Below are 22965 nucleotides of genomic sequence, written 5' to 3' on the forward strand. Positions count from 1 at the left end.
CGCGGGAACGGCCGGAGTTCGGCACGGGGCGGGGGCTGTTCGGTGGCGAGGCGGTACAGGTGGGGGTGGAGGGCCGGGTGCCGGCTCTTCGACGGCGCCCCGGCGCCCTTCAGGACTGGCTGGGCCGGGTGGCGGCCCACCTCAGGGAACCATCCGCTCCAGCGCCCCGAACGCCGACTCCAGCCGCATCCGGTGATCCCGCGCCACCTCCTGCACCGGGTCCCCGGCCAGCAGCCGGCAGGCGGAGGTGACGTAGACCGTGCGGTACGCCGCCACGGTCAGGGCCGCCAGGAGGGGCGGATCCGGCCCGCCTGCCTCCCCGAGGGCGGTCGCGAGCGCCCGCTCCACCTCCTCGACGCCCTCGCGGGCGCGGGCGCGCAGGGCGGGCGAGGCGATCACGGTCCGCCAGAAGGGCAGGAAGGTCTCCCCCACCCCGCTCAACGGGTGCCGCCGGTCGAGGAGTTGGAGCGCGAGCCGGTGCAGGGCGGCCAGCGGGGTCTCGTCCGCCGTGCGCTCCCGTACGGCGGCGGCGAACAGCCCGACGGCCTCCGGGATGCGGTCGAGGAAGAGATCCTCCTTGCGCGGGAAGTAGTTGAAGACGGTCATCGCCGAGACGCCGGACACCCGGGCCACTTCGGCGACCGTCACCGCGTCGAAGCCCCGCTCCACGAAGAGCCCCGTCGCGATGTCCGAGATCCGCTGCCGCGTGGCGCGTTTCTTGCGCTCCCTCAGTGGAAGGCCCTCGTCCGGTTCCTCGCTCATGCGGAAAACTATAGCCACTCAAAACTTTTAGTCACTACAGTGAGGGCATGACGACGACGGATCACGCGGACACGGACTACGACGTGGTGGTGGCCGGCGCCGGCCCCGTGGGCCTCTTCCTCGGCTGTGAGCTGGGGCTCGGCGGGGCGCGGGTGCTGGTCGTGGAGCGGCTGACCGAGGTGGACGAGACGATCAAGGCGGGCTCGGTCAACATCCCGAGCGCGGTCGCCCTCTACCGGCGGGGGCTGCTGCCCGAGCTGGCGTCGGTGTGGGAGGCGGTGCGGGAACGGCTGCGTGCCTTCAGGGAGAGCGGCGGGGCCAAGGCCGCCATGAAGACCCCGCCCAAGTTCGCCGGGCACTTCGCCGGGATCGCGATGGACCCCGACCTCTTCGACGGCTCCGACCCCGCCTGGGAGGACGTCGGCCCCGCCGCCGACAGCGGGCTCGGCGTGCCCCAGGCCGAGCTGGAGCGGATCCTGGCCCGGCGGGCCGCGCGGCTCGGGGTTCAGGTGCGCCGGGGCGTGGAGCTGACCGGCTTCGACGCCGACGCGGACGGGGTCGCCGTGCACACCGGTGACGGGACGGTCCGGGCCGGCTGGCTGGTCGGCTGCGACGGCGGCCGCAGCACCGTCCGCAAGCTCGCCGGGTTCGACTTCCCGGGCACGGACCCCGAGATCACCGGCTATCAGGCGGTCGTGGAGATGTCCGGCGACGAGCGGCTGGGCGTGGGCTGGAACACCACCGACGTGGGGACGTACGTCAACGGGCCGTTCCCCGGCCGGATCCTCACCGTGGAGTTCGACGGACCCCCGGCCGACCGGTCCGCGCCCGTCACCGCCCGGGAGCTCGAGGCCGGTCTGCGCCGGGTGTCGGGCGTGCCCGAGGTCACCGTCCACAAGGTGATCACCGCGACGCGGTTCACCGACAACGCCCGCCAGGCCACCGACTACCGCAAGGGCCGGGTGCTGCTCGCGGGCGACGCGGCGCACGTCCACTCGCCGTTCGGCGGGCAGGGACTCAACCTCGGCCTCGGGGACGCGATGAACCTGGGCTGGAAGCTGGCCGCCGTCGTACGCGGCACGGCGCCCGAGTCCCTGCTGGACAGCTACACCGCCGAGCGGCACCCGATCGGCGCGTGGGTGCTCGACTGGACGCGGGCCCAGATCGCGGTGATGCGCCCGGACGGGCACGCCCGCGCCCTGCGCCGGGTGGTCACCGACCTGGCGCTGACCACCACGGGCACGACCTACTTCGTGAGCAGGATCTCCGGCATCTGGCAGCGCTACGACCTGCCCGGCGACCACCCGCTGACCGGCGCCAGCGCCCCCGACCTGGTGCTGGCGGACGGCTCCCGGCTCGGCGACCACCTGCACACCGGCCGCGCCCTGCTGCTCGACCTCGCCGACGACCCCGCGCTGCGCGCCCACACCGAGGGGTACGGCGACCGGCTGGACGTCCTCACGGCCGCGTGCCCGGACCGGCCCGCCCTGAAGGGGCTCTTCGTACGGCCGGACGGTTACGTCGCCTGGGCCGGCGAGGACGAGGGCGGCAAGGGCCTGCCGGAACCCCTGGAACGCTGGCTCGGCCTGCCGCAAGCCGCCGCTTGACCCTGCCGCGACGTCAACGTCTGTACTGGTCCCATGCGGATCGGAGAACTCGCCGCCGCCGTCGGCGTCACGACGCGCACCGTGCGGCACTACCACCACCTGGGCCTGCTGCCCGAGCCCGAGCGCCTCTCCAACGGCTACCGTCACTACACGCTCCGGCACGCCGTCGTCCTCGCCCGGATCAGACGGCTGACCGAGCTGGGGCTGGGCCTGACCGAGGCGCGGGACGTGCTCGCCGACGACGCCGGGAAGGACCTGGTCGAGGTGCTCACCGAACTCGACGAGGACCTCGCCCGGCAGGAGGCGGAGATCCGGGAGCGCCGGCGGCGGCTGCGGGCGCTGCTGGACGCCGGGGAACTGCCGGCCGAAGGCCCGGTCTCACCTCAACTGGCCACGCTGCTCGCCGAGTTTCCCGGCGACGACTCCCCCATGGCCGCCAGGGACCGCGAGGTGCTCGCCCTGATCGACACCGGGGCGGCGCCCGAGGACCGGGAGCGGCTGATGTCCGCGCTGCGTGGCGCCCTGGACACCCCGGGCGCCCTCGCCCGGGCCCGGGAGGTGTACGCGCTGCTGGACGCGCTCGCGGACGCGGAACCGGACGACCCGCGCGTGGGGGAGGCGGCGCGCGCCCTGGCCGACTGTGTCCCGGCCGGGCTGCTGCCGGCGGCGACGGCCGACGCCGACCACGCCGTACTGCGCGCCCTGTACGCCGACTTCGCGCCGGCGCAGGCCGAGGCGATCCGCCGCGGCCTCAATCTCCTTGCGGGAGGGGGAAGATGAGGGTGCTGGGCACACTGGGGCGGCTGGCCGGGCACGAGGCGCGGCTCTGCGCGAGCCTCGTGCTGTGGCCGGCCCGGCGCACTCAGGGCACCGCCGGCGGGCGGGCGTTCGGGTACATGCGCGGGCAGGGCGCGACGATGGCCGGACTCGTCTTCGTCTGCCTGGTCGAGACGGTCGGCGTGTCCGCGATGCTGCGCGGCATGCCCACCGCGCACGACGTCCTGCTGGTGCTGGACATCTACACCGTGCTGTTCGTCGTCGCCCTGCACGCGGCCTGCGTGGTCCGCCCCCATGTGCTGACCCCGGAGACGCTGCGGGTGCGCTACGGCGTCCATGTGGACCTGCGGATACCACGGGAGGCGATCAGCGTCGTGCGCCGGGAGACGCGGAACACGCACACTCCCGCGGACGAGACGCTCGACCTCGCCGTCGGCTCGCAGACGTCGGTCACGCTCGAACTCGCCGAGCCCGTCACCCACACGTCCTTCCTCGGCCGGGCGCGCGAGGTGAGCGTGGTGCGGCTGCATGCCGACGACCCCGGCGCGCTCGTCCGGGCCCTCATGCCGCGGTGACCCTCAGGCCACGGTGAAGAGGACCTTCTCCGTCACCGGGTCGGCCCGGACCAGCCGGACCCGCAGGCGTTCGCCCAGCGGCAGCCGGTCGCCCTCGATGCGGCCGATGACCGCCGGGGAGTCCACCTGGACCGTCCCGGCGGTCGGCCGGTGCTCGTCGACGTCGACCACACAGCCGTCGAAGACGTCACCGACCCGGTCCTTGAGCAGGGCCGCCTCGACGATGTCCACGCACTCGCGCTCGACCGTGCCGGCGATCCGGGAGCCGTCGGCCATCCGCCGGGGCAGCGCGTCGAGCACGGCGAGCACCCAGTCGGGCGGGGCCTGGCCGGCGACGGCGGCGAGGCAGAGCTCCGAGGCGTAGCGGTCGGCGAGGCGCCGCAGCGGGGCGGTGCAGTGGGTGTAGGGGGCGGCGACGGCGGAGTGGGTCGTGATCGCGGGGAGGACGCCGTCCCGGAAGACGGTGTAACCGGCGCCGCGCAACAGGGTGGTGCACTCCTGGAGGAAGGCCGCGTGGTGGGCGTGGTGCGGGTCCAGGGTCCGGATCAGCGCGGCGTACGACACATGGTGCGGCCAGTCGATGTGCAGCGCGGTCGCGGTATGGCGCAGCCGGGCGACGGCGCCGTCCGGGGCGGCCGGGAGGGTGCGCAGGATGCCGGTGCCGTGGGCGAGCATCAGGTCGGCGGCGGCCATCCCGGTGAGCAGGGACAGCTGGGCGTTCCAGCCCTCGGCGGGCAGCGGGGCCCGGTAGCCGAGGACGTAGGTGTGGTCCTGCTCGGTGATCTCCTGCTCGGGCACGTTCAGGGAGATGCCGCCGCGTTCGGTCTCCTGTCGCTCCCGGGCCTCGCCGATCTCCTTGAGCAGCGCGACCGGCTCCTCGGCGGCCCGGGTGTCGATCTCCCTCTGCACGCGCGCGTAGTCGAGTCCGGCGCGGCTGCGGACGAGGGCGCGGCACACGTCGACGGCGATGGTCCGGCCCTCCGCGTCCAGGTCGATCGTCCACAGCACGGCCGGGCGGACCTGGTCCGGCAGCAGGCTTGCCGCGCCCTCGCCGAGCACGGTGGGGTGCAGCGGGATCCTCCCGTCGGGGAGGTAGAGGGTGTTCACCCGCCGGTGCGCCTCGGCGTCCAGCGCTCCGCCGGGTACGACGAAGGCGGCGACGTCGGCGATGGCGTACCGGACCCGGTATCCGGTGCCCTGCCGGGAGAGGTGCGTCGCCTGGTCGAGATCGGTGGCGCCCGGGGGGTCGAGGGTGAAGAAGGGGACGTCCGTGGCGTCGTACGACGGCAGGGCGGGCGCCTTCGCCGCGCGCTCGGCCTCGGCCCGCACCTCGGGCGGGAAGTCCTGCGGCAGCCCGAGCTCGGCACGCAGCGCGGCGAGGGCCGCTCGCAGGGGAGCCTCGGGGGCACCGGTCACGCGGATCTTGCGGCGGGGCATACAGCGAGCGTAGGTCGGGGTCGCGAGGGCGGCACGCCGTACGCTGTCGCGGAGGTCTACGTGAGGAGTACGTGTTGCTGGTCCTGCTGCCGCCCTCGGAAGGCAAGGCGAGCTCGGGCGAGGGCGCCCCGCTGAACCTTCAGTCGCTGTCCCTGCCGGGGCTGACCGCCGCGCGGGAGGCCGTGCTCACCGAGCTGGTCGAGCTGTGCACGGGTGACGAGGAGAAGGCGCGCGAGGTGCTCGGGCTGAGCGAGGGGCTGCGCGGCGAGGTCGCGAAGAACGCCGTCCTGCGCACGGCCGGCGCCCGTCCCGCCGGGGAGATCTACACCGGTGTCCTCTACGACGCCCTCGGCCTGGCCACCCTGGACGCGGCGGCCGGGAAGCGCGCGGCGGACTCGCTGCTGGTGTTCTCCGGCCTGTGGGGCGCCGTACGGGTCACGGACCGCATCCCCTCCTACCGCTGCTCGATGGGCGTGAAGCTGCCGGGGCTCGGCACGCCGGCCGGACACTGGCGGGCGCCGATGGCCGAGGTGCTGCCCGAGGCGGCCGGGGACGGCCTGGTGCTGGATCTGCGCTCCTCGGCGTACGCGGCGGCCTGGAGGCCGAAGGGCGAGCTCGCGGGGCGCACGGCGACGGTACGGGTACTGCACGCGCCCACCCGGAAGGTGGTCAGCCACTTCAACAAGGCGACCAAGGGCCGGATCGTACGGAGTCTGCTGACGGCCGGTACCGCCCCGGAGAACCCCGCCGAGCTGGTCGGGGTGCTGCGGGAGCTCGGGTACGTCGTGGAGGCGGAGGCGCCGGGCAGGGCGGGCAGGGCGTGGTCGCTGGACGTGCTGGTGGAAGAGATCCACTGAGGACCTCGGGGCATTGCAGCATGCGCAACGTTCATTGCGTGTGCTGCAGCGGCTGGGCACGATGAGGGCATGACCTCACCGCCGCCCTCCTCTTCGGCTGCCTCCGTCCTGGATCTCGCGCCCGTCGTGCCCGTCGTGGTCGTCTCCGACGCCGCCGACGCCGTACCGCTGGCGCGGGCGCTGGTGGCGGGCGGGCTGCCGGCGATCGAGGTGACGCTGAGGACTCCGGCGGCGCTGGACGCGATCCGGGCGATCGCCGCCGAGGTGCCCGGGGCCGTCGTCGGCGCGGGCACGGTGATCAGGCCGGAGCAGGTCGGCGCGTGCGTGGCGGCGGGGGCGCGGTTCCTGGTCAGCCCCGGGTGGACGGACGCGCTGCTGGCGGCGATGCGCGGGTCCGGGGTGCCGTTCCTGCCCGGGGTGTCGACCACCTCGGAGGTCGTGGCGCTGCTGGAGCGCGGGGTGCGGGAGATGAAGTTCTTCCCCGCGCAGGCGGCGGGCGGTACGGCCTATCTGAAGTCGCTGGCCGGACCCCTGCCGCAGGCCCGCTTCTGCCCGACCGGCGGGATCGGGCCGGCGAGCGCGCCGGAGTATCTGGCGCTGCCCAACGTGGGCTGCGTGGGCGGCAGTTGGATGATCCCGGCGGAGGCGGTGGCCGCCGGGGACTGGGCGCGGGTCGAGGAGCTGGCGCGGGGGGCGGCGGGGCTCAGGGACGCAGGTGGGACGTGTCGTTGAACAGCCGTACGCTCGCGTTGCCGTCCGCGTAGTAGGCCACCGCCGACAGAGACGCCGCCGACAGTTCCATGCGGAACAGAGACTCGGGCGGGGCGCCGAGGGCGAGGCGGACGAAGGTCTTGATCGGGGTCACATGGCTGACCAGCAGGACCGTGCGGCCCGCGTGGGCGGCGACCAGCTTGTCACGCGTGGCCGCGATCCGGGTGGCCGTCTCGGCGAAGCTCTCGCCGCCGCCGGTGGGGTGGGCCTCCGGGTCGGCGAGCCAGGCGTTCAGGTCCTCGGGGTAGTGCTCGCGGACCTCGCCGAACGTGAGGCCCTCCCAGGCGCCGAAGTCCGTTTCACGCAGGCCCTCTTCGATCGTCACGTCGAGGCCGAGGCGGGTGGCGACGATGGCCGCGGTCTCGCGGGTGCGGGTGAGGGGGGAGGCGATGACGGCCTGGACGGTGCCGCGCCTGGCCAGTGCCTCGGCCGTGCGGTGGGCCTGTTCGCGGCCGGCGGCGGAGAGGGAGGGGTTGGTGCCGCCGCTGCCGGAGAAGCGCTTCTGGGGGGTGAGGGGGGTTTCGCCGTGGCGGAGCAGCACGAAGGTGGCGGGGGCACCGAGGTCCGGGGCGCTGCCCCACCCCGGGGTCGAGACCCGCTGCTCGTCGGGGGCGGCAGGACGCTGTCCGCCGGCGGCGGACGACGAGGTGTCCAGAGCCGCCGTGGACTCCGAGGGTGACCACTGCTCTCCCCTCACCCCCGCGTCCATCGCCTCGTTCGCCAAGCGGTCCGCGTGTCTGTTCTGCTCGCGGGGGATCCACTCGTAGGTGACCTGGTCCGGGGGGAAGACGGACCTCGACTCGGTGGCCAGGGGCTTCATGTCGGGGTGTTTGATCTTCCAGCGGCCCGACATCTGCTCGATGACGAGCTTGGAGTCCATGCGGACGTGCACCGTCGCGGTCGGGTCGAGGGCGTGGGCGGCGCGCAGGCCGGCCAGCAGGCCCCGGTACTCGGCCACGTTGTTGGTGGCGACGCCGATGTACTCGGCCACCTCGGTCAGCGGCTCGCCCGTGGCCGCGTCACGCACCACCGTGCCGTAGCCCGCGGGCCCCGGATTGCCCCGCGACCCGCCGTCCGCCTCGACGATGAACTCCCGCACCCCTGAAGCCCCTTACCGACTCTTACAGACCCGACTCGGCCGTACGCACCAGGATGCGGCGGCAGTTCTCGCAGCGCACCACCGTGTCCGGCGCCGCCGCCCGGATCTCGTTCAGCTCGGTGATGGCCAGCTCCTGACGGCAGCCCTGGCAGGTGCGGGCGTACAGCTTGGCCGCGCCGATGCCGCCCTGCTGCGCGCGCAGCTTGTCGTAGAGCTTGAGCAGCTCGGCGGGGATGCTGCCCGCGATGACCTCGCGCTCCTTCGTCACCGTCGCCACCTCGCCGTCGATCTCCTCGAACGCGGCGTCCCGGCGGCCGCCCGCGTCGTCGATCTTCGCCTGCACCGACGCGACGCGCTCGGTCAGCTCCCTCACCCGCTCCTGCGCGGCCTCGCGGCGCTCCATGACCTCCAGCACCACGTCCTCCAGGTCGCCCTGCCGCTTGGCGAGGGAGGCGATCTCGTGCTGGAGGTTGGACAGGTCCTTGGGCGAGGTGACCGCGCCGGAGTCCAGGCGCTGCTGGTCGCGGGCGGCGCGCTGGCGCACCTGGTCCACGTCCTGCTCGGCCTTGGTCTGCTCGCGGGCGGTGTCGCTCTCCTCGGTCTGCGCGGCGACGAGCAGGTCCCGCAGCTGGACGAGGTCCTTGTTCAGCGAGTCGATCTCGGCGTGCTCGGGCAGCGACCTCCGCTTGTGCGCGAGCTGCTGCAGGCGGACGTCGAGGTCCTGGACGTCGAGGAGGCGGATCTGGTCGGCGGGCGCGGCGTTCAGTTGGGGGCTCCCGAATCAGCTAGAGGTGCTAGAGGTGGTGGACGCCGCGTGGGCGGTCCAGGGGTCGGTGACCGTCTTGGAGACGTGGACGCGAAGGTCCCAGCCGTGGCGGTCGGAGATCTCGTCGAGCTGGCTCGCGGCCAGCTCGCACCAGGGCCACTCGGTGGCCCAGTGCGCCGCATCGAGCAGCGCGAGGGGGGTGTGGGCGACGGCTTCGGACGCCGGGTGGTGGCGCAGGTCGGCGGTGAGGAAGGCGTCGGCTCCGGCCGCGCGGACCTGGTCGAAGAGGCTGTCGCCGGAGCCGCCGCTGACGGCGATCGTGCGGACGAGCCGCTCGGGGTCACCCGCCACCCGGATGCCCTGCGCGGTGGCCGGCAGCCGCTCGGCCACGCGCGCGGCCAGCTCGCGGACGGTGAGCGGGTGGTCGAGTTCGCAGACGCGGCCGAGGCCGCGGCGGCCCTCCGGATCGGTGGGGTCCGGGACCAGGGGGCGTACGACCCTCAGGTCCAGCGCGCCCGCGAGCGCGTCCGAGACACCCGGGTCCGCCGTGTCGGCGTTGGTGTGGGCCACGTGCAGCGCGATGTCGTTCTTGATCAGCGTGTGCACGGCACGGCCCTTGAAGTGGGTGGCCGCGACCGTGGTCGTCCCGCGCAGATAGAGCGGGTGGTGGGTGACCAGCAGGTCGGCGCCCAGCTTCACCGCCTCGTCGACGATCTCCTGCACGGGGTCGACGGCGAACAGGACCCGGGTGACCTCCTGGTCGGGGTCGCCCACGACCGTGCCGACCGCGTCCCAGGACTCGGCCCGCTCGGCGGGCCACAGGTTCTCCAGCGCGGCGATGACTTCAGACAGACGGGGCACGAAGGTAAGGCTACCTGGCTGGTCCCGGCGGCCGTACCGCATCCGTCCGGTCTGACCCCGCTCAGCACAAAGGCCCCGCTTTCCTCAGGTGAATCGCTTCTGCGCCACCCGTATGTGTGAAGCAGGAGTCGCCCCGTCCCCCGCCTGTGCGTACGAAAACTAGCTTCGTCGCCGGAGGTGACCGAACGATGACGGCCTGTGCGATCGAACCCCCCTCCACGGGCGGGCACGACAGTGTGCCGGGGACGGCGTTCGCCGTGACGGCGGACGGCGCGTACGCGGCCCGGCTCGCCCCGGCCGGGGACTGCTGGTTCCCCGAGCGCTGGACCCTGGACGGCCCGGAGCCGTACGCCGTACCGCTGCCCGGCAACCAGCCCGAGGAGCCCGGCACCGAGGTGCAGCCCCTGTCCGACGGCCGGGTGCTGATCCACCGGCTGGTCGAGCACCGGCACGCCTTCTCGCTGCTGTACCCGACCGGCCCCGGCACCGGTGAGCTGCCGCTGGGCGCGGTGGAGTGCCCCGAGCCCGGCACCCGGCTCACGCTGCTGCCGCCCGCCCCGGGAGGCGTACGGGCGTACGCCCTCGCCGTAGGGCCCCGGTCGAGTGCGGTGTGGCTGGTGGCGGGCGGGGCGTTCGGGCCCGAGCGGCTCGCCGAGGTGCCGGGGCGCTGTTCGGGCGGGGTCTGGCTGGACCGCGCCGGGCGGATGCTGGCGCTGGACCGGGAGCCGGCCGGCGGGCCGGTCAAGACGGTCGTGGTGGACCTGGAGCGCGCGGAGGTCTCGCCGCTTTTGCAGATCGCGGCCGGGAGCGACGACCGGCTACTGCTCGCCGACCCCGACAGCGGGCTGCTGCTCATCTCCTCCGACGCGCCCTCGCCGGGGCGGGAACGGCTGGGCTGGGGCGTGCTCGGCAGCACGCTGCCGGTGCGTTTCCCGGAGTGCCTCAGGGTGCCGGACTGCGCGGTGAGACCGTTCGCGATCCAGCCGGGGCAGGTGCTGATGCCGGAGAACTGCGCGGTGGCGCTGCGCGTCGACGGGCCGTTCGGCAACAGCTGGGTGGGCATCTGGCGGCCGGCCGGGCGGGAGGTGAGTCATCTCCCGGCGCCCGGGGGCTGGCGGGCCGGGGCCGGGCTGTGGACACGGGACGGGGTGCTGCGGCTGCCGTACACCACGGAGGAGACTCCGTGCGGCGTGGCGGAGCTGACGGCGCCCAGGGGGGAGATGGCCGCGGGGAGCGGTACTGCCGCGGTCATGGGGGGTTCGGGGGGATCCGGGGGCGCGGGTCTGGAGGGTCCGGTCCGGGACGGCACGGCTTCCGGGGCGCTCGGGGCGTCCCCGGAGCCGACGGAACCGGATCCTCCGGAACCTGTGGGACCAGGTACTCCGGAGCCTGCCGCACCAGGCGCTCCGCAGCCCGCGGCATGGGGCACGCCGGAACCGGCGGAACCGGCTTCGGCGCCCGCGGAACCGGGCGCTCCCGAGCCTGTGGCGCCGGGCGCTCCGGGGCCGGTGATGGCGCGTCCGGTGCCGTTGCAGCAGGCGCCTCTGGGACGTCTTGTAACGAACTAGTGCCGGTTGGCGTGTGCGCCTGGATTCGGCCCGTGGTGCGCCGGTTAGACTCGCCCGGCTGTACGAAAGATCATGTTGACGGGGTGAATACTTCCGATGAGCGACACCAGCACCACGAACCAGCTGTCTGCCGACTCTCAGGAGGCTGCCGGCCACGGCCGGCACCGGGGCCAGATCGCGGCCCAGGAGAGCGAGTCCGCTCCGCACGGCCGGCACCGCAAGCCGGCCGAGGAGACCGCGGAGGCGGCTGCCTGACGGTGGGAAACGAAAGGAGGGGGCGTCCGACGGGCGCCCCCTCTCCGTCTTTCCTCACCCGTTGTCACCCACGCTTCAGCCCCAGCACCTCCGCAGCCGCGAAGGTCTCCCCCGGCGGCCGGTCCGCGTAGTGCGGGGTGAGCAGCGCGTCGAGCTCGTCGTAGCTGAACGTCTCCTGCTTGCTGTCGAACTTCGCCTGCACCCGCGGCCGTTCGACGATCGCGACCATGCCGCCGTGCACGACGAGCAGCTGCCCGTTGACCCGGGCGGCGGCCGGTGCGGCCAGGTAGCCGACGAGCGGGGCGACATGCTCGGGGGCCAGCGGGTCCAGACCCTCGGTGGGCTGCTCGAACCCGGCGAAGACGTCCTCGGTCATCCGGGTCCGGGCGCGCGGGCAGATGGCGTTGGCCGTGACGCCGTACCTGGCGAGGGCGAGGGCGGTGGAGGTGGTCAGGCCGACGATTCCGCCTTTCGCGGCAGCGTAGTTGGGCTGCCCGGCGGAGCCGGCGAGGAACGCCTCCGAGGAGGTGTTGACGATCCGCCCGTAGACCTTCTCCCCCCCGGCCGCCTTGGACCGCTCCCGCCAGTGCCGGGCGGCGAAGTGGGTGGTGTTGAAGTGGCCCTTGAGGTGGACGCGGATCACCGAGTCCCACTCGTCCTCGGTCATGGAGAAGACCATGCGGTCACGCAGGATGCCCGCGTTGTTGACGAGGATGTCGAGCCTGCCGAACTCGGCGATCGCCGACTGCACCAGCTCTTCGGCCTGTTGGAAGTCGGCGACGTCTCCGGTGTGGGCGACCGCCCGGCCGCCTTGTGCGCGGATCTCGGCGGCGACCTGTTCGGCCGGTCCCGCCGAGGCCTCCCCCGAGCCGTCCCGGCCGGGCTGCCCGTAGTCGTTGACGACGACGGCCGCGCCGAGCCGCGCGAGTTCCAGGGCCTCGGCCCGGCCGAGCCCGCGTCCCGCACCCGTGACGACGGCGGACAGCCCCTTCAAAGGTCCCTCGGATGGCAGTGCCATGCCGGTCCCCGTCCTCAGATCTCGATGCACGTACGCAGGGCGGTCCCGGTACGCATCTGGTCCAGTGCCTCGTTGATCCCGGTCAGTTGGACCCGGTGGGTGATCAGGCCCGCCAGGTCGACGCGGCCGGCCCGCCACAGGGCGATGGTGCGCTCGTAGGAGCGCAGCACGTCGCCGCCGCCGTACATGGACGGCAGGATGCGCTTCTCGTCGAAGAACAGCTCGAACATGTTGAGCCGCAGGAAGTCGTCCATGGCGCCGGCGCCGACCACGACGAGGGTGCCGCCGCGCCGGGTGTTCTCGTAGGCGGTGCGGGCGGTGGCGGACCTCCCGACGACCTCGAAGACGTAGTCGAAGCCCTCGCCGCCGGTGACCTGCTGCTTGGCGTCGGCCAGCTCCTCCGGCGCGACCGCCTTCGTGGCCCCGAACCTGAGGGCCGACTCGCGCCGGGAGGCGACCGGGTCCACGGCGACGATCTCGGCGGCGCCCTTCAGCCGCGCCCCTTGCACCGCCGAGATGCCGACCCCTCCGCACCCGATGACGGCGACCGACGAACCGGCCTCCACATCGGCGGTGTTGAGGGCGGCACCGAGACCGGTGGTGACCCCGCAGCCGATCAGCGCGGCGATGTCGAAGGGCACGTCGTCCGGGATCGGCACCGCGCAGCCGGCGTCGACCACGACCTCCTCGGCGAAGGTGCCGGTGCCGGCGAAGCCGAAGACGTCACCGCCGGAGCGCCTGAAGTTGGGGGTGCCCGCGTTCATGAACCCGGCCAGGCACAGCTCGGTCTGCCCGCGCCTGCAGGCCGGACAGGCGCCGCAGGCGGGCAGCCAGCAGATGACGACCCGGTCGCCCGCCTTCAAGTGCCTTACGCCCTCCCCCACTTCGAGGATCTCGCCCGCACCCTCGTGCCCCGGCACGAACGGCGCGGGCTGCGGCAGCACCCCGTTCATCGCGGACAGGTCCGAGTGGCACAGCCCCGTCGCCCGCACCCGGACCCTGACCCTGCCGGGGCCGAAGCCCACCGCCTCGACGTCGTCGAGGACCTCCAGCTTTTCCTGGCCGATCTCGTGCAGTACGGCTGCGCGCATGGTGCGGCTCCCCTCGATGCTGGTTTCAGGAGTGCTCTACGACGGTGTCCACGAGGACCGGCGCATCCCCCCGCTCGACGGCGCTCACGGCCACCCGCACGCTTCCGTCCTGCCGCCACATGCGGATGCGCAGGGTCTCCCCCGGGTAGACGACGCCCGCGAACCGGGTGGCGTACGACCGCACCCGGCTCACGTCGCCGCCGAGCAGCGTGTCCACGACCGCCTTGAGCGTGATGCCGTAGGTGCACAGGCCGTGCAGGATGGGCTTGTCGAAGCCGGCGAGCTTGGCGAACTCGGGGTCGGCGTGCAGCGGGTTCCAGTCGCCGGAGAGGCGGTAGAGGAGGGCCTGGTCCTCGCGGACGGGGCGTTCGACGATCCTGTCCGGTTCACCGCTGGGCGGATCGAGCCGGTTGGAGGGGCCCCGGTCGCCGCCCCACCCGCCCTCCCCCCGTACGAAGATCTGGGCGTCGTTCGTCCACAGCGGGCCGTCGGCGTCGGCGACCTCCGTGCGCAGGACCAGGATGGCGGCCTTGCCCTTGTCGTAGACGGCGGCGAGCCGGTGGGTCGCGGTCGCCGTGCCCTCGGCCGGGATGGGGCGGTGGATCTCCAGGGTCTGTCCGCCGTGCAGGACCTTGGCGAGCTCGACCTCGACACCGGGCATGGACAGCCCGCTGATCACGCCGGGCGCGCCGGAGCCGGCGACGGTGGCGAAGCTCGGCAGGACGTGCAGCCGGGACTCCAGGGTGTAGCGCAGCTCGTCGGGGTCGGTGGCGGGGGCGTCCTTGTCGGGGTTGGCTCCCGCGCCGATGCCGAGGTGGTAGAGCTGGACGTCCTTGGTGGTCCAGGAGATCTCGCCGGTCCGGGGTCCGGCCGCGAGGGCTCGGCTTGCGTCGATGGGCATACGGCTCCTGACACTGGCGGTTCAAGACCCCGGTGCGGACGTCCGCACCGTCGGCCGCACCGAGGTCGCTACGGGCCGATCTAGAACGCGTTCCAGTCCGGCGCCCTCTGTATAGCCCAGGGCTCCACAGTTGTGAAGGCTCCTGACACTGTGTCAGCTCAGCGGGACAGTGACATTCGTACTGCCCGAGTCCGTACATGCGCATCTGCCGGGGCGGGCCCGCGCTCCCTAGCGTCGTAGGCATGACACAGACGGAGAACACCGCCGTGTCCTTCACGGGGGCGGTCAAGACGTACGGCGCGGTGCGCGCCGTGGACGGGGTGGACCTGCGGATCGGGCGCGGGGAGACCGTGGCGCTGCTGGGCCGCAACGGCGCCGGCAAGTCGACCACGATCGGCCTGCTGCTCGGGCTGTACGAGCCCGACGCCGGCGCCGTGGAACTGTTCGGCGCGGCGCCCGAGCGGTCGGTGCGCGCGGGCCGGGTGGGTGCGATGCTCCAGGACGCCCGCCCGGTGCCCCGGGTCACCGTGGGCGAGCTGGTCACCTTCCTGGCCTCCCGCTGTCCGGCGCCGATGCCGGTGGCGCGGGCCCTGGAGCTGGCCGGGATCGCGGACCTGGCCGGGCGGCGGGTGGACCGGCTGTCCGGGGGTCAGGTCCAGCGGGTGCGGTTCGCGCTCGCGCTGGCCGGGAACCCCGCGCTGCTGGTGCTGGACGAGCCGACGGCGGCGCTGGACGTGGAGGCACGGCACGCGTTCTGGGAGTCGATGCGCACGTACGCCCGGCGCGGCCACACCGTGCTCTTCTCCACGCACTACCTGCAGGAGGCGGACGCGTACGCCGACCGGATCGTGGTCATCGACCGGGGCCGGGTCGTCGCCGACGGCACGGGCGAGGAGCTGCGGCGCGCGGCGAGCGGCAACCTGGTCGCCGTGGACCTGGCGGGGCGGGAACCGGAGTCCTTCGGCCTGCTGCCCGGGGTGCACTCGGTGGAGGTGCAGGGCGACAGGGTCCGGCTGCGCACCGACGACTCGGACGCGACGGTGATCGCCTTGGCCGAGCTGGGGGCCATCAGGGGGCTGGAGGTGACTCCGGCGTCCTTGGACGACGCGTTCCTGGCCCTGACGGCCAGGGGAGGCGCCCCCGAGGGGCGCGGGGAACTGCGCGAGCGACCACACACATCCCGCACTCGAAGGACGACCGTCTGATGCTCGCCTACATCCGCCTGGAAACCTGCCGCACCCTGCGCGACCCCGGCTTCGTCATCGGCGGAATTGCCATGCCGGTAATGATGTACCTCCTGTTCACCAACCTCGGCGGCGAAGACAGCGGCCAGCGCACGGCGGCCATGGTCGGCATGGCCGCCTACGGCGCCGTGGGCTCCGCGCTGAACACCGGCGGCGCGGTGGCCGAGGACCGCGCGACCGGCTGGCTGCGGCAGCTCCGCGTGACCCCCATGACCCCACGCGAGGTGGTGACCGGTCGGGCCCTGACCGGTGTGGTGACCGTGCTGCCCTCGATCGTCGCGGTACTGGCGGCGGGCGGACTGTTCAACGGCGTACGGCTGGCGGCCGGCCAGTGGGCGGCGATCGCGCTGCTGCTGTGGCTCGGCTCGGTCCCGTTCACGCTGCTCGGCCTCGGCAACGGCTACCGGCTGACCGGGCCGAGCACCGGCGTGGTCAACATGGCGTGCAACCTGGGGCTCGCGGTGCTCGGCGGCCTGTGGTTCCCGATCAGCCTGTTTCCCGGCTGGCTGCAGGCCCTGTCGGCGTACACCCCCACCCATCGGTTCGCCCAGCTGGGCACCGCCGTATCCGAGGGGCACGCACCGGGTGCCGGTGCCATCATCGTGCTGACGGCCTGGCTCTTTCTGTTCGGTTCGTACGCTGTGCTGTCGTACCGCCGTCGTGCGGGGACCATCTGACCGGGGGAAACATCAGACATGACGTGGGTACGGGGAGTTGGGTGCCAGCTACAGGCCTTTCGGGCCGAGCGGCGCCAGTGGCGGGCCGAGCACGAACGCTTCAAGGCCGCGCAGCGGGCGGCCCGGAAGGAGGGCAGGGCGCCGGACGTCGACCATCCGGGCCCGCCGCCCACCGGCTTCGCCCTGCTGCCCTGGCTGCTGATGGGGATGGGGTCCTTCTCCAACCTGCTCCAGGGCAAGACCCCCAGCCCATGGGTCGGCGGGCTGGGCCTGATCGCCTTCAACTCCCTGTACATCTACGTCACCTTCCGCTCCTTCGACCGCGAGAGGCGGGCGGCCGCCTCCACCCGGGTGGCGCTGCTCCTCATGGTCCTGGTGACCACGGGCCTCGCCCTCGGCTACGGCGGCAACTGGCTGATGTTCTTCCCGTTGCTCGGCCTCGCCGTGGGCGCCGCCCTGCGCGGGCCGTGGCTGGGCCGCACGGGTCTGCTGCTGACGGTGTACGCGGCCTGCGTCTCCGCCGTCCGCGGCGGCTGGGGGGACGCGACGAACATCGGCTATGCCACCTTCCTGTCCAGCATGGTGACCGCCGCCATCCTCGGCCTGTCCGAGGCCGTACGGGAACTGCGTGCCGCCCGCGAGGAGTTGGCACGGCGCGCGGTGGAGAAGGAGCGGCTGCGCTTCTCCCGGGATCTGCACGACCTGCTCGGGCACACGCTGTCGGTGATCGTGGTGAAGTCGGAGGCGGCCCGGCGGCTGGCCGCGCGCGACATGGACGCGGCGCTGGGCCAGATCACGGACATCGAGTCGGTGGGCCGGCAGGCGCTCACCGAGATCCGCGAGGCGGTGACCGGCTACCGGGAGGGAAGCCTGGCCACCGAGCTGGCCCGGGCCCGTTCGGCGCTGTCGGCGGCGAGTGTGGAGGCGGTGGTACGGCAGTCGGGGGCACCGCTCGAACCGCAGACGGAGGCGCTGCTGAGCTGGGTGGTGCGTGAGGCGGTGACGAACGTGGTCCGGCACAGCGACGCGCACCGCTGTGAGATCACCGTCGAGAGCGGGGCCGAGCAGGCCCGGCTCACCGTCACCGACAACGGCAGCGGCAAGGCGGTCAGCCGGCCCCAGCAGGGCATCGGCGGCACCGGACTGAAGGGGCTCACCGAGCGCCTCGCGGCGGCGGGCGGCTCGCTCACGGCCGGCCCGTCGCCGCGCGGCGGTTTCACGGTGACCGCCGAACTCCCGGTTCAGTCGGCGGAGTTCGCCAAGGCGGTGGCTACGGCGCCCAGGGCGGGCTGACCGCCCAGGTGACGTCGTCGGTCCAGGACGTGCTGCTGTCGAAGTCGTTGGACCCGCCGTCGCTCGCTATGTACAGGTTGTAGTCGTAGTGGCGCAGGTACCTCGTCGGGTAGTTGTACGAGGCGAACGAGGTGCCGGTGCCGCTCTTGCCGGTCTGCGGACAGAAGGTGGCGTCGGCCCGGAACTGGGCGGTGCCGTCCATGGGCTGCCGGTAGAGCTTGTAGTTGTAGTGGCGCAGGTAGTCGCCGGGGTAGTTGCGTGACTCGAAGGAGACGCAGGAGCTGCTCGCGAGTCCCTTGCGGACGATCCAGGTGGCGTCGTTCTTGTCCAGGCCGGAGCTGCCGGAGGTGATGGCGGAGACTACGCCGGCGTTGTTCTGGTGGCGGACGTAGTCGCCGGTGCAGCAGGAGGTGGTGGCGCGCAGCGAGATCTCGGAGCCGGCGCCGAGCGTGCCGGCGCTGCCGGTCGCGCCGCCGTAGCCGACGGAGACGATGTCGGCCTGGACGGCGTTGTCGGCGGCGTCGGTCGGGATGCCGGAGGTCATGACGCCCTCGAAGAAGGAGCCGATGGAGCCGTTGCTGTTGTCGCCGCCGGTGCCGAGGACGATCGCCCCCTCCTGGTGCATGGGCGAGTATCCGCTCGTGGTCGGCTCACCTCCGGAATAGGTGGTCGTCAGCCCACCGGATTGTGCATTCCCCCATTTGAGTGCGAAATGGTTCTGGCCGTTGTTCTTGAGCAGCGCGGTCACGAACGGCAGGGGTCCGGTGCCCGTGTCGGCGGAGTTCTTGCTGTATCCGGCGTCGGACTGGAACAGCCCGTTCTCCAGGTCGGCCTGGACCCAGGGGCCCTGTCCGTAGCAGGGGGAGAACCAGCACTCGGTGCCGAAGTTGATGGCGTCCATGTGGCCGTTGCCGGTGTCCTTGTTGTTGGTCTCGGCGTTGCCGTAGTCGAAGCAGCAGGCGCCGTTGACGTGGGTGCCGGAGGTCACCATGTACATCCCCTCGGCGGCGCCGTTGGTGGCGACGCCGGAGGTGGCGTCGTTCCGGTAGCCCATGCCGGCGGAGATCTCCAGGCCGTAGACCTGGTGGCCGCCGACGGTCACCGGCAGCGCGTCGGCGGGCGCCCCGACATCGGCCTTCCCGGCCCCGCCCGCACCCTCGACGGTGAGGTCGTTGTGGCGGGAGGACTGGTCGTAGATCCTGGTGATGATGCAGGTCGTGCCGGAGCAGAAGGAGTCCTGGGCGGCGGCGTCGGCGTAACCGCCGGCGGTCAGCAGCCCGATGTCCTTCGTGGCGCCGTCCGAGGCCCGCTGCACCCGGTAGAGCGGGCCGTTGTACGAGGAGTACAGCGCCCGGACCAGGCTGTGCGCGGCGACGCAGGGGGTGCCCGCGGCGGCGTAGACGTCACAGGGCAGCGAACTCGCGGCGGCGGCCTGGGGCGTGCCGACGCCGAGCAGCAGCGCGGCGAGGGTCGCGCAGACGGCGAGCACGGACAGGGCGGCGCTTCTCAGCCGCCGGGGGCGGACGTGGGGGGAGCTCACGGGCACGAGGCACCTCGGATTCTCTGGGGCTCTCAGGTTCGATATCTCGGACACTGTTCGATCGAAATACCGAACCTATTTCGACGGTGGAAATTGCATGGATTCCTGGAAATGCAGGGGCGATTGTTTGAGCACCGCCTGAGACCGTCAACCCCCGCCGCATCGGACAATGCCAAGTCTTTAATCGACGGCGGCTGCCCGTACCCTGGGCAACGATCGGAAGAAATCCGTCTCTTCGGGCATCGGCCAGGCGATGTCCGGCGAGGCCGGTGGACCGAGGGCTGCGATGGACCGGGGTTTCCGGCCGTAACCTGTGACCATGAACGAGATGCCCCGGGAGCACCGGACCGGCACGTCGATTCGGGTGCTGCTCGCCGAGGACCAGGGCATGATGCGGGGTGCGCTCGCCCTGCTGCTCGGTATGGAGGAGGACATCGACGTGGTGTCCCAACTGGGCTCGGGCGACGGCATCGTGGACGCCGTGCTCACCCACCGGCCGGACGTGGCCCTGCTGGACATCGAGCTGCCGGGCATCAGCGGGCTGGACGCGGCGGCCGAGCTGCGCGAGCAGGCGCCCGACTGCCGGGTGCTGATCCTCACCACCTTCGGCCGGCCCGGCTATCTGCGCCGGGCCATGGAGGCCGGGGCGGCCGGGTTCCTCGTGAAGGACGGGCCGGTGGAGGAACTGGCCGCGGCGATCCGGCGCGTGCTCACCGGGGAGACCGTCGTGGACCCCGCGCTGGCCGCCGCCGCGCTCAGCGCCGGGCCCAGTCCGCTGACGGCCCGTGAGTGCGATGTGCTGAAGGCCTCCGTGGACGGGGCGACCGTCGCCGACATCGCCGGCAAGCTGCATCTGTCCGAGTCCACCGTCCGCAACTACCTGTCCTCGGCGATCGGCAAGACGGGCACCCGGAACCGGGCGGAGGCGGTCCGCGAGGCCCGGCAGCAGGGGTGGCTGTGAACCACTGGATCACCATCGCCGGCTCGTGGCATGGGCGGCCCGGACCGTTGCCTCACGTCGACGGGTTCTTCCGCGGCAGCCACAGCAGCATCAGCACCGCCCCGCCCAGCAGCACCGCCGTGCTGGTCCGGAAGGCCAGCGCGTAGCCGTCGGTCAGCGCCCCGGGGCCGTGGCCGCTGCCCGTGCCGGCCGCGGCGACGGTCGACATCACGGCGAGCCCGAGCGAACCGCCCATCGTGCGCGAGGTGTTGACCAGCCCCGACACCACACCGGCCTCGCCCGGTGCCGCCCCGGACGTGGCCAGGGAGGCGAGCGGGGTCGCCGCGAGGCCCGCGCCGAGCATCATCAGGATCCCGGGGATCATGATCGCGGTGACGTACGCCGCGTGCGCGCTCATCGTCGACTGCCGGCCGAAGCCGGCCGCGGCCACCAGCGTGCCCAGCACCGCCACGGTCCGCGGACCGGCCGACCGCATCAGGCGCGGCGCGAGCTTCGAACCGACGACCACGGACAGCGAGCTGGGAACCAGCGCGAACCCGGCCTCCAGCGGCGTGTAGCCGAGGACGTTCTGGGCGTACAGGGTCATGAAGTACCACATGCAGAACATGGCCGAGCCGGAGAGGAACATCGCCGCGTTGGCCGAGGCGACCGAGCGCAGCCGCAGCAGGCCGAGCGGCATCAGCGGGGCCGCCGTACGCGCCTCGACCAGCAGGAACAGGGCGATGAGCGCCAACCCGGCGCACAGCGGCAGCAGCGTGGCGGGGGCCGTCCAGCCCTCGGCCTCCGTCTGCGAGATGCCGTAGGCGAGGGTCGCGAGGCCCGCCGTGACCAGCAGCGCGCCCGGCAGGTCCAGCCGCCGCCCGTCGCCGGCCCGGCCCTCGGTGAGCCGGCGCACCGAGCCGGCCAGCACCAGCGCGCCCACCGGCACGTTGATCAGCAGCACCCAGCGCCAGGAGAGCACGTCCACGAGCACCCCGCCGACCAGTCCGCCCGCGGCCCCGCCACCGGCGCCGACCGCGGTCCAGGTGGCGATCGCGCGCGCCCGCGCCGCGCCCTCCGGCACCGCGGAGGTCAGCAGGGTCAGCGTGGAGGGGGCCAGCACCGCCGCGCCCAGCCCCTGCACGGCCCGCGCCAGCAGCAGCTGCCAGCCCTCCTGGGCGAGGCCGCCGCCCAGCGAGGCCAGCGTGAACAGGCCGAGGCCGACGAGGAACATCCGCTTGCGCCCGTACAGGTCGCCGGCCCGGCCGCCGAGCAGCATGAACCCGGCGAAGGCGATGGCGTAGGCGTTCACCACCCACTGCAGTCCGGACGCGGTGAGGCCGAGGCCGGTCCGCATGGACGGCAGGGCGACGTTCACCACCGACACGTCGAGGACGACCAGGAACTGTCCGGCGCAGGCGAGCGCCACGACCAGCCAGGTCGGCGCGGTCGTACGGCGGGATGTGAGGGGTGTGGTGTCGGCGGCTTCCAGCATGGGTGTCATGCTCTCAACCCGGTTACGGTCCTTGCATCGGCATTTCGGACCACGGGTGCCTAGGTCGTGCGGCCTACACCGCTCGCAGCACCGTCACCACCGCCGCGCCGCCCAGCCCGATGTTGTGCGCGAGCCCCACCCGCGCGCCCGGCACCTGCCGCTCCCCCGCCGTGCCGCGCAGCTGCCACACCAGCTCGGCGGTCTGGGCCAGGCCGGTCGCGCCCAGCGGATGCCCCTTGGAGATCAGCCCGCCCGACGGGTTCACCACCCAGCGGCCGCCGTACGTCGTCGCGCCGGACTCGACGAGCTTCCCGGACTCCCCGGGGGCGCACATGCCGAGCGCCTCGTACGTCAGCAGTTCGTTGACCGAGAAGCAGTCGTGCAGCTCGATGACGTCCACGTCCTCGATGCCGAGCCCGGCACGCTCGTACGCCTGGCGCGCCGCGTCCCTGGACATGGGCTGCCCGACGACGTCGATGCAGGAGCCGGACGCGAAGGACTCCTCGGTGTCCGTGGTCATGGCCTGCCCGGCGATCTCCACGTGACCGGTGAGCCCGCGCTGCGCGGCGAACCTCTGCGACACCAGGACCACGGCCGCCGCGCCGTCCGAGGTCGGCGAGCACTGGAGCTTGGTGAGCGGCCGGTGCACGGTGCGGGAGGCGAGGATGCCGGCCACGTCGTAGACGTCCCGGAACTGGGCGTAGGGGTTGTGCGCGGAGTGCCGGTGGTTCTTGGCGGCGACCGCGGCGAGCTGCGCCTCGGTCGTGCCGTACCGCTCCATGTGCTCGCGGGCCGCGTCGCCGAAGATCTGCGCGGTCGGCGGGGTCGTCTCGAAGCCGTGCCGGGCGGCCATGACGCCGTAGTGCCGGGCGACGGGAGACGTGGCGCTCCAGTCATCAGCGGCTCCGCCGCGGGCCCCGCCGTCGGCTCCCCCGCCCAGCGCGCCCTTCTTCATCTTCTCGAAGCCCAGCGCCAGTACGCAGTCCGCGGCGCCGCCCTCGACGAGCTGCCGGGCCAGCATCAGCGCGGTCGAGCCGGTCGCGCAGTTGTTGTTGACGTTGTAGACGGGGATGCCGGTCAGGCCGAGTTCGTAGGCGGCGCGCTGGCCGGCGGTGGAGGGCTGGAAGCAGTAGCCGACGGGAACCTGTTCCACATCGGCATAAGCAACGCCGGCATCCTCCAGTGCCGCCGTCCCCGCTTCCCGCACCATGTCCCAGTACTGCCATGAACGGGTCTCGGGCTTCTCGAACCTGGTCATCCCGACCCCGGCGACATAGGCCTTCATGGCGGGCAGACTAGAACGCGTTCCATTAACCCGCCAGCCCCTGACTCCGGATCAGAAACCCATGAGCCGGTCAAGGATTGATTAGAGGCCCGAAGCAACGGAATAGTTGCCTGTGCATACGAGGTTTACCCGTCACTTATTCCTAC

The 22965-nt window shown here is 72.8% G+C and carries 22 protein-coding genes; 11 read left to right on the top strand and 11 right to left on the bottom strand.

Features of this window, described 5'->3' with window-relative positions:
• Positions 1–141: 141 nt before the first annotated feature.
• On the bottom strand, positions 142–762 hold the full coding sequence (locus tag ACWDEN_RS18255) for a TetR/AcrR family transcriptional regulator (protein ID WP_450859642.1): 621 nt from the start codon (positions 760–762) through the stop codon (positions 142–144).
• 47 nt (positions 763–809) lie between these two features.
• Between ACWDEN_RS18255 and ACWDEN_RS18260 the strand changes: the two genes are divergently transcribed.
• From ACWDEN_RS18260 to ACWDEN_RS18270, 3 genes are read left to right on the top strand one after another with little or no spacing between them, the layout of a single operon-like run.
• Positions 810–2369, top strand: coding sequence for an FAD-dependent monooxygenase (locus tag ACWDEN_RS18260; RefSeq protein ID WP_450859643.1), 1560 nt, complete (start codon positions 810–812; stop codon positions 2367–2369).
• Positions 2370–2402: 33 nt separating this feature from the next.
• Positions 2403–3149, top strand: coding sequence for a MerR family transcriptional regulator (locus ACWDEN_RS18265; RefSeq protein WP_450859644.1), 747 nt, complete (start codon positions 2403–2405; stop codon positions 3147–3149).
• On the top strand, positions 3146–3721 hold the full coding sequence (locus ACWDEN_RS18270; RefSeq protein WP_450859645.1) for a hypothetical protein: 576 nt from the start codon (positions 3146–3148) through the stop codon (positions 3719–3721). Before ACWDEN_RS18265 ends, ACWDEN_RS18270 begins: the two co-directional genes overlap by 4 nt.
• 3 nt (positions 3722–3724) lie before the next feature.
• Here ACWDEN_RS18270 and ACWDEN_RS18275 read toward each other — a convergent pair whose 3' ends face one another.
• Positions 3725–5158 (bottom strand): RNB domain-containing ribonuclease, encoded by a 1434-nt coding sequence (locus ACWDEN_RS18275; RefSeq protein ID WP_450859646.1) that lies wholly within the window; start codon positions 5156–5158, stop codon positions 3725–3727.
• Between the two features lie 74 nt (positions 5159–5232).
• On the opposite strand from ACWDEN_RS18275, the gene yaaA reads away from it, so the two are divergent.
• The gene (gene yaaA / locus ACWDEN_RS18280; protein ID WP_351604563.1) at positions 5233–6015 is read left to right on the top strand and encodes a peroxide stress protein YaaA; all 783 of its coding nucleotides are present in this window, start codon (positions 5233–5235) and stop codon (positions 6013–6015) included.
• 69 nt (positions 6016–6084) lie between these two features.
• Positions 6085–6747 (top strand): bifunctional 4-hydroxy-2-oxoglutarate aldolase/2-dehydro-3-deoxy-phosphogluconate aldolase, encoded by a 663-nt coding sequence (gene eda / locus ACWDEN_RS18285; RefSeq protein WP_450859647.1) that lies wholly within the window; start codon positions 6085–6087, stop codon positions 6745–6747.
• Here the strand turns inward: eda and ACWDEN_RS18290 are convergent.
• Genes ACWDEN_RS18290 through ACWDEN_RS18300 form a run of 3 tightly spaced genes read right to left on the bottom strand, consistent with a single transcriptional unit; the run spans position 6719 to position 9512 of the window.
• The gene (locus tag ACWDEN_RS18290) at positions 6719–7885 is read right to left on the bottom strand and encodes a bifunctional RNase H/acid phosphatase (protein ID WP_351604458.1); all 1167 of its coding nucleotides are present in this window, start codon (positions 7883–7885) and stop codon (positions 6719–6721) included. The genes eda and ACWDEN_RS18290 overlap by 29 nt on opposite strands.
• 22 nt (positions 7886–7907) lie before the next feature.
• Complete coding sequence (locus tag ACWDEN_RS18295; RefSeq protein ID WP_351604561.1) at positions 7908–8651, bottom strand: zinc ribbon domain-containing protein; 744 nt, start codon at positions 8649–8651, stop codon at positions 7908–7910.
• 15 nt (positions 8652–8666) lie between these two features.
• On the bottom strand, positions 8667–9512 hold the full coding sequence (locus ACWDEN_RS18300) for a Nif3-like dinuclear metal center hexameric protein (protein WP_351604456.1): 846 nt from the start codon (positions 9510–9512) through the stop codon (positions 8667–8669).
• Positions 9513–9700: 188 nt separating this feature from the next.
• On the opposite strand from ACWDEN_RS18300, the gene ACWDEN_RS18305 reads away from it, so the two are divergent.
• Entirely contained in the window at positions 9701–11080 is a 1380-nt protein-coding gene (locus ACWDEN_RS18305) for a hypothetical protein (RefSeq protein ID WP_351604454.1), read from the top strand.
• A gap of 96 nt (positions 11081–11176) precedes the next feature.
• Positions 11177–11335: a hypothetical protein gene (locus ACWDEN_RS18310; protein WP_351604452.1), complete on the top strand. Its 159-nt coding sequence runs from the start codon at positions 11177–11179 to the stop codon at positions 11333–11335.
• A gap of 64 nt (positions 11336–11399) precedes the next feature.
• On the opposite strand, the gene ACWDEN_RS18315 is transcribed toward ACWDEN_RS18310, so the two are convergent.
• Genes ACWDEN_RS18315 through ACWDEN_RS18325 form a run of 3 tightly spaced genes read right to left on the bottom strand, consistent with a single transcriptional unit; the run spans position 11400 to position 14345 of the window.
• Positions 11400–12353 (bottom strand): 3-oxoacyl-ACP reductase, encoded by a 954-nt coding sequence (locus ACWDEN_RS18315; protein WP_351604450.1) that lies wholly within the window; start codon positions 12351–12353, stop codon positions 11400–11402.
• Positions 12354–12367: 14 nt separating this feature from the next.
• On the bottom strand, positions 12368–13444 hold the full coding sequence (locus ACWDEN_RS18320) for a Zn-dependent alcohol dehydrogenase (RefSeq protein ID WP_351604448.1): 1077 nt from the start codon (positions 13442–13444) through the stop codon (positions 12368–12370).
• 25 nt (positions 13445–13469) lie between these two features.
• The gene (locus ACWDEN_RS18325) at positions 13470–14345 is read right to left on the bottom strand and encodes a MaoC/PaaZ C-terminal domain-containing protein (RefSeq protein ID WP_351604446.1); all 876 of its coding nucleotides are present in this window, start codon (positions 14343–14345) and stop codon (positions 13470–13472) included.
• Between the two features lie 242 nt (positions 14346–14587).
• On the opposite strand from ACWDEN_RS18325, the gene ACWDEN_RS18330 reads away from it, so the two are divergent.
• The 3 genes from ACWDEN_RS18330 to ACWDEN_RS18340 are packed head-to-tail and all read left to right on the top strand — an operon-like array spanning position 14588 to position 17559.
• A complete protein-coding gene (locus ACWDEN_RS18330; protein ID WP_351604444.1) occupies positions 14588–15550 on the top strand; it encodes an ABC transporter ATP-binding protein in 963 nt (320 codons plus the stop codon).
• Positions 15550–16266: an ABC transporter permease gene (locus tag ACWDEN_RS18335; protein ID WP_351604442.1), complete on the top strand. Its 717-nt coding sequence runs from the start codon at positions 15550–15552 to the stop codon at positions 16264–16266. Before ACWDEN_RS18330 ends, ACWDEN_RS18335 begins: the two co-directional genes overlap by 1 nt.
• A gap of 18 nt (positions 16267–16284) precedes the next feature.
• The gene (locus tag ACWDEN_RS18340) at positions 16285–17559 is read left to right on the top strand and encodes a sensor histidine kinase (RefSeq protein WP_351604440.1); all 1275 of its coding nucleotides are present in this window, start codon (positions 16285–16287) and stop codon (positions 17557–17559) included.
• On the opposite strand, the gene ACWDEN_RS18345 is transcribed toward ACWDEN_RS18340, so the two are convergent.
• Complete coding sequence (locus ACWDEN_RS18345; RefSeq protein WP_450859648.1) at positions 17537–19105, bottom strand: alpha-L-arabinofuranosidase B; 1569 nt, start codon at positions 19103–19105, stop codon at positions 17537–17539. The genes ACWDEN_RS18340 and ACWDEN_RS18345 overlap by 23 nt on opposite strands.
• A gap of 313 nt (positions 19106–19418) precedes the next feature.
• Between ACWDEN_RS18345 and ACWDEN_RS18350 the strand changes: the two genes are divergently transcribed.
• Complete coding sequence (locus tag ACWDEN_RS18350) at positions 19419–20060, top strand: response regulator transcription factor (protein ID WP_351604436.1); 642 nt, start codon at positions 19419–19421, stop codon at positions 20058–20060.
• A 52-nt stretch (positions 20061–20112) separates the two neighbouring features.
• Here the strand turns inward: ACWDEN_RS18350 and ACWDEN_RS18355 are convergent, their stop codons facing one another.
• Positions 20113–21543 carry an MFS transporter gene (locus ACWDEN_RS18355; RefSeq protein WP_450859649.1) on the bottom strand — a complete coding sequence of 477 codons (1431 nt, stop codon included), beginning with the start codon at positions 21541–21543 and terminating at the stop codon, positions 20113–20115.
• Positions 21544–21607: 64 nt separating this feature from the next.
• On the bottom strand, positions 21608–22819 hold the full coding sequence (locus ACWDEN_RS18360; protein ID WP_450859650.1) for a lipid-transfer protein: 1212 nt from the start codon (positions 22817–22819) through the stop codon (positions 21608–21610).
• Positions 22820–22965: the final 146 nt, after the last annotated feature.

It is taken from the genome of Streptomyces sp. NPDC001153 (assembly GCF_053598315.1).

Bases quoted from the DNA above. Each gene is read 5' to 3' on its own strand.
- ACWDEN_RS18255 (WP_450859642.1), bottom strand. From the start codon at position 762: ATGAGCGAGGAACCGGACGAGGGCCTTCCACTGAGGGAGCGCAAGAAA.
- ACWDEN_RS18260 (WP_450859643.1), top strand. From the start codon at position 810: ATGACGACGACGGATCACGCGGACACGGACTACGACGTGGTGGTGGCC.
- ACWDEN_RS18265 (WP_450859644.1), top strand. From the start codon at position 2,403: ATGCGGATCGGAGAACTCGCCGCCGCCGTCGGCGTCACGACGCGCACC.
- ACWDEN_RS18270 (WP_450859645.1), top strand. From the start codon at position 3,146: ATGAGGGTGCTGGGCACACTGGGGCGGCTGGCCGGGCACGAGGCGCGG.
- ACWDEN_RS18275 (WP_450859646.1), bottom strand. From the start codon at position 5,158: ATGCCCCGCCGCAAGATCCGCGTGACCGGTGCCCCCGAGGCTCCCCTG.
- eda (WP_450859647.1), top strand. From the start codon at position 6,085: ATGACCTCACCGCCGCCCTCCTCTTCGGCTGCCTCCGTCCTGGATCTC.
- ACWDEN_RS18305 (WP_351604454.1), top strand. From the start codon at position 9,701: ATGACGGCCTGTGCGATCGAACCCCCCTCCACGGGCGGGCACGACAGT.
- ACWDEN_RS18310 (WP_351604452.1), top strand. From the start codon at position 11,177: ATGAGCGACACCAGCACCACGAACCAGCTGTCTGCCGACTCTCAGGAG.
- ACWDEN_RS18315 (WP_351604450.1), bottom strand. From the start codon at position 12,353: ATGGCACTGCCATCCGAGGGACCTTTGAAGGGGCTGTCCGCCGTCGTC.
- ACWDEN_RS18320 (WP_351604448.1), bottom strand. From the start codon at position 13,444: ATGCGCGCAGCCGTACTGCACGAGATCGGCCAGGAAAAGCTGGAGGTC.
- ACWDEN_RS18325 (WP_351604446.1), bottom strand. From the start codon at position 14,345: ATGCCCATCGACGCAAGCCGAGCCCTCGCGGCCGGACCCCGGACCGGC.
- ACWDEN_RS18330 (WP_351604444.1), top strand. From the start codon at position 14,588: ATGACACAGACGGAGAACACCGCCGTGTCCTTCACGGGGGCGGTCAAG.
- ACWDEN_RS18335 (WP_351604442.1), top strand. From the start codon at position 15,550: ATGCTCGCCTACATCCGCCTGGAAACCTGCCGCACCCTGCGCGACCCC.
- ACWDEN_RS18340 (WP_351604440.1), top strand. From the start codon at position 16,285: ATGACGTGGGTACGGGGAGTTGGGTGCCAGCTACAGGCCTTTCGGGCC.
- ACWDEN_RS18350 (WP_351604436.1), top strand. From the start codon at position 19,419: ATGAACGAGATGCCCCGGGAGCACCGGACCGGCACGTCGATTCGGGTG.
- ACWDEN_RS18355 (WP_450859649.1), bottom strand. From the start codon at position 21,543: ATGACACCCATGCTGGAAGCCGCCGACACCACACCCCTCACATCCCGC.
- ACWDEN_RS18360 (WP_450859650.1), bottom strand. From the start codon at position 22,819: ATGAAGGCCTATGTCGCCGGGGTCGGGATGACCAGGTTCGAGAAGCCC.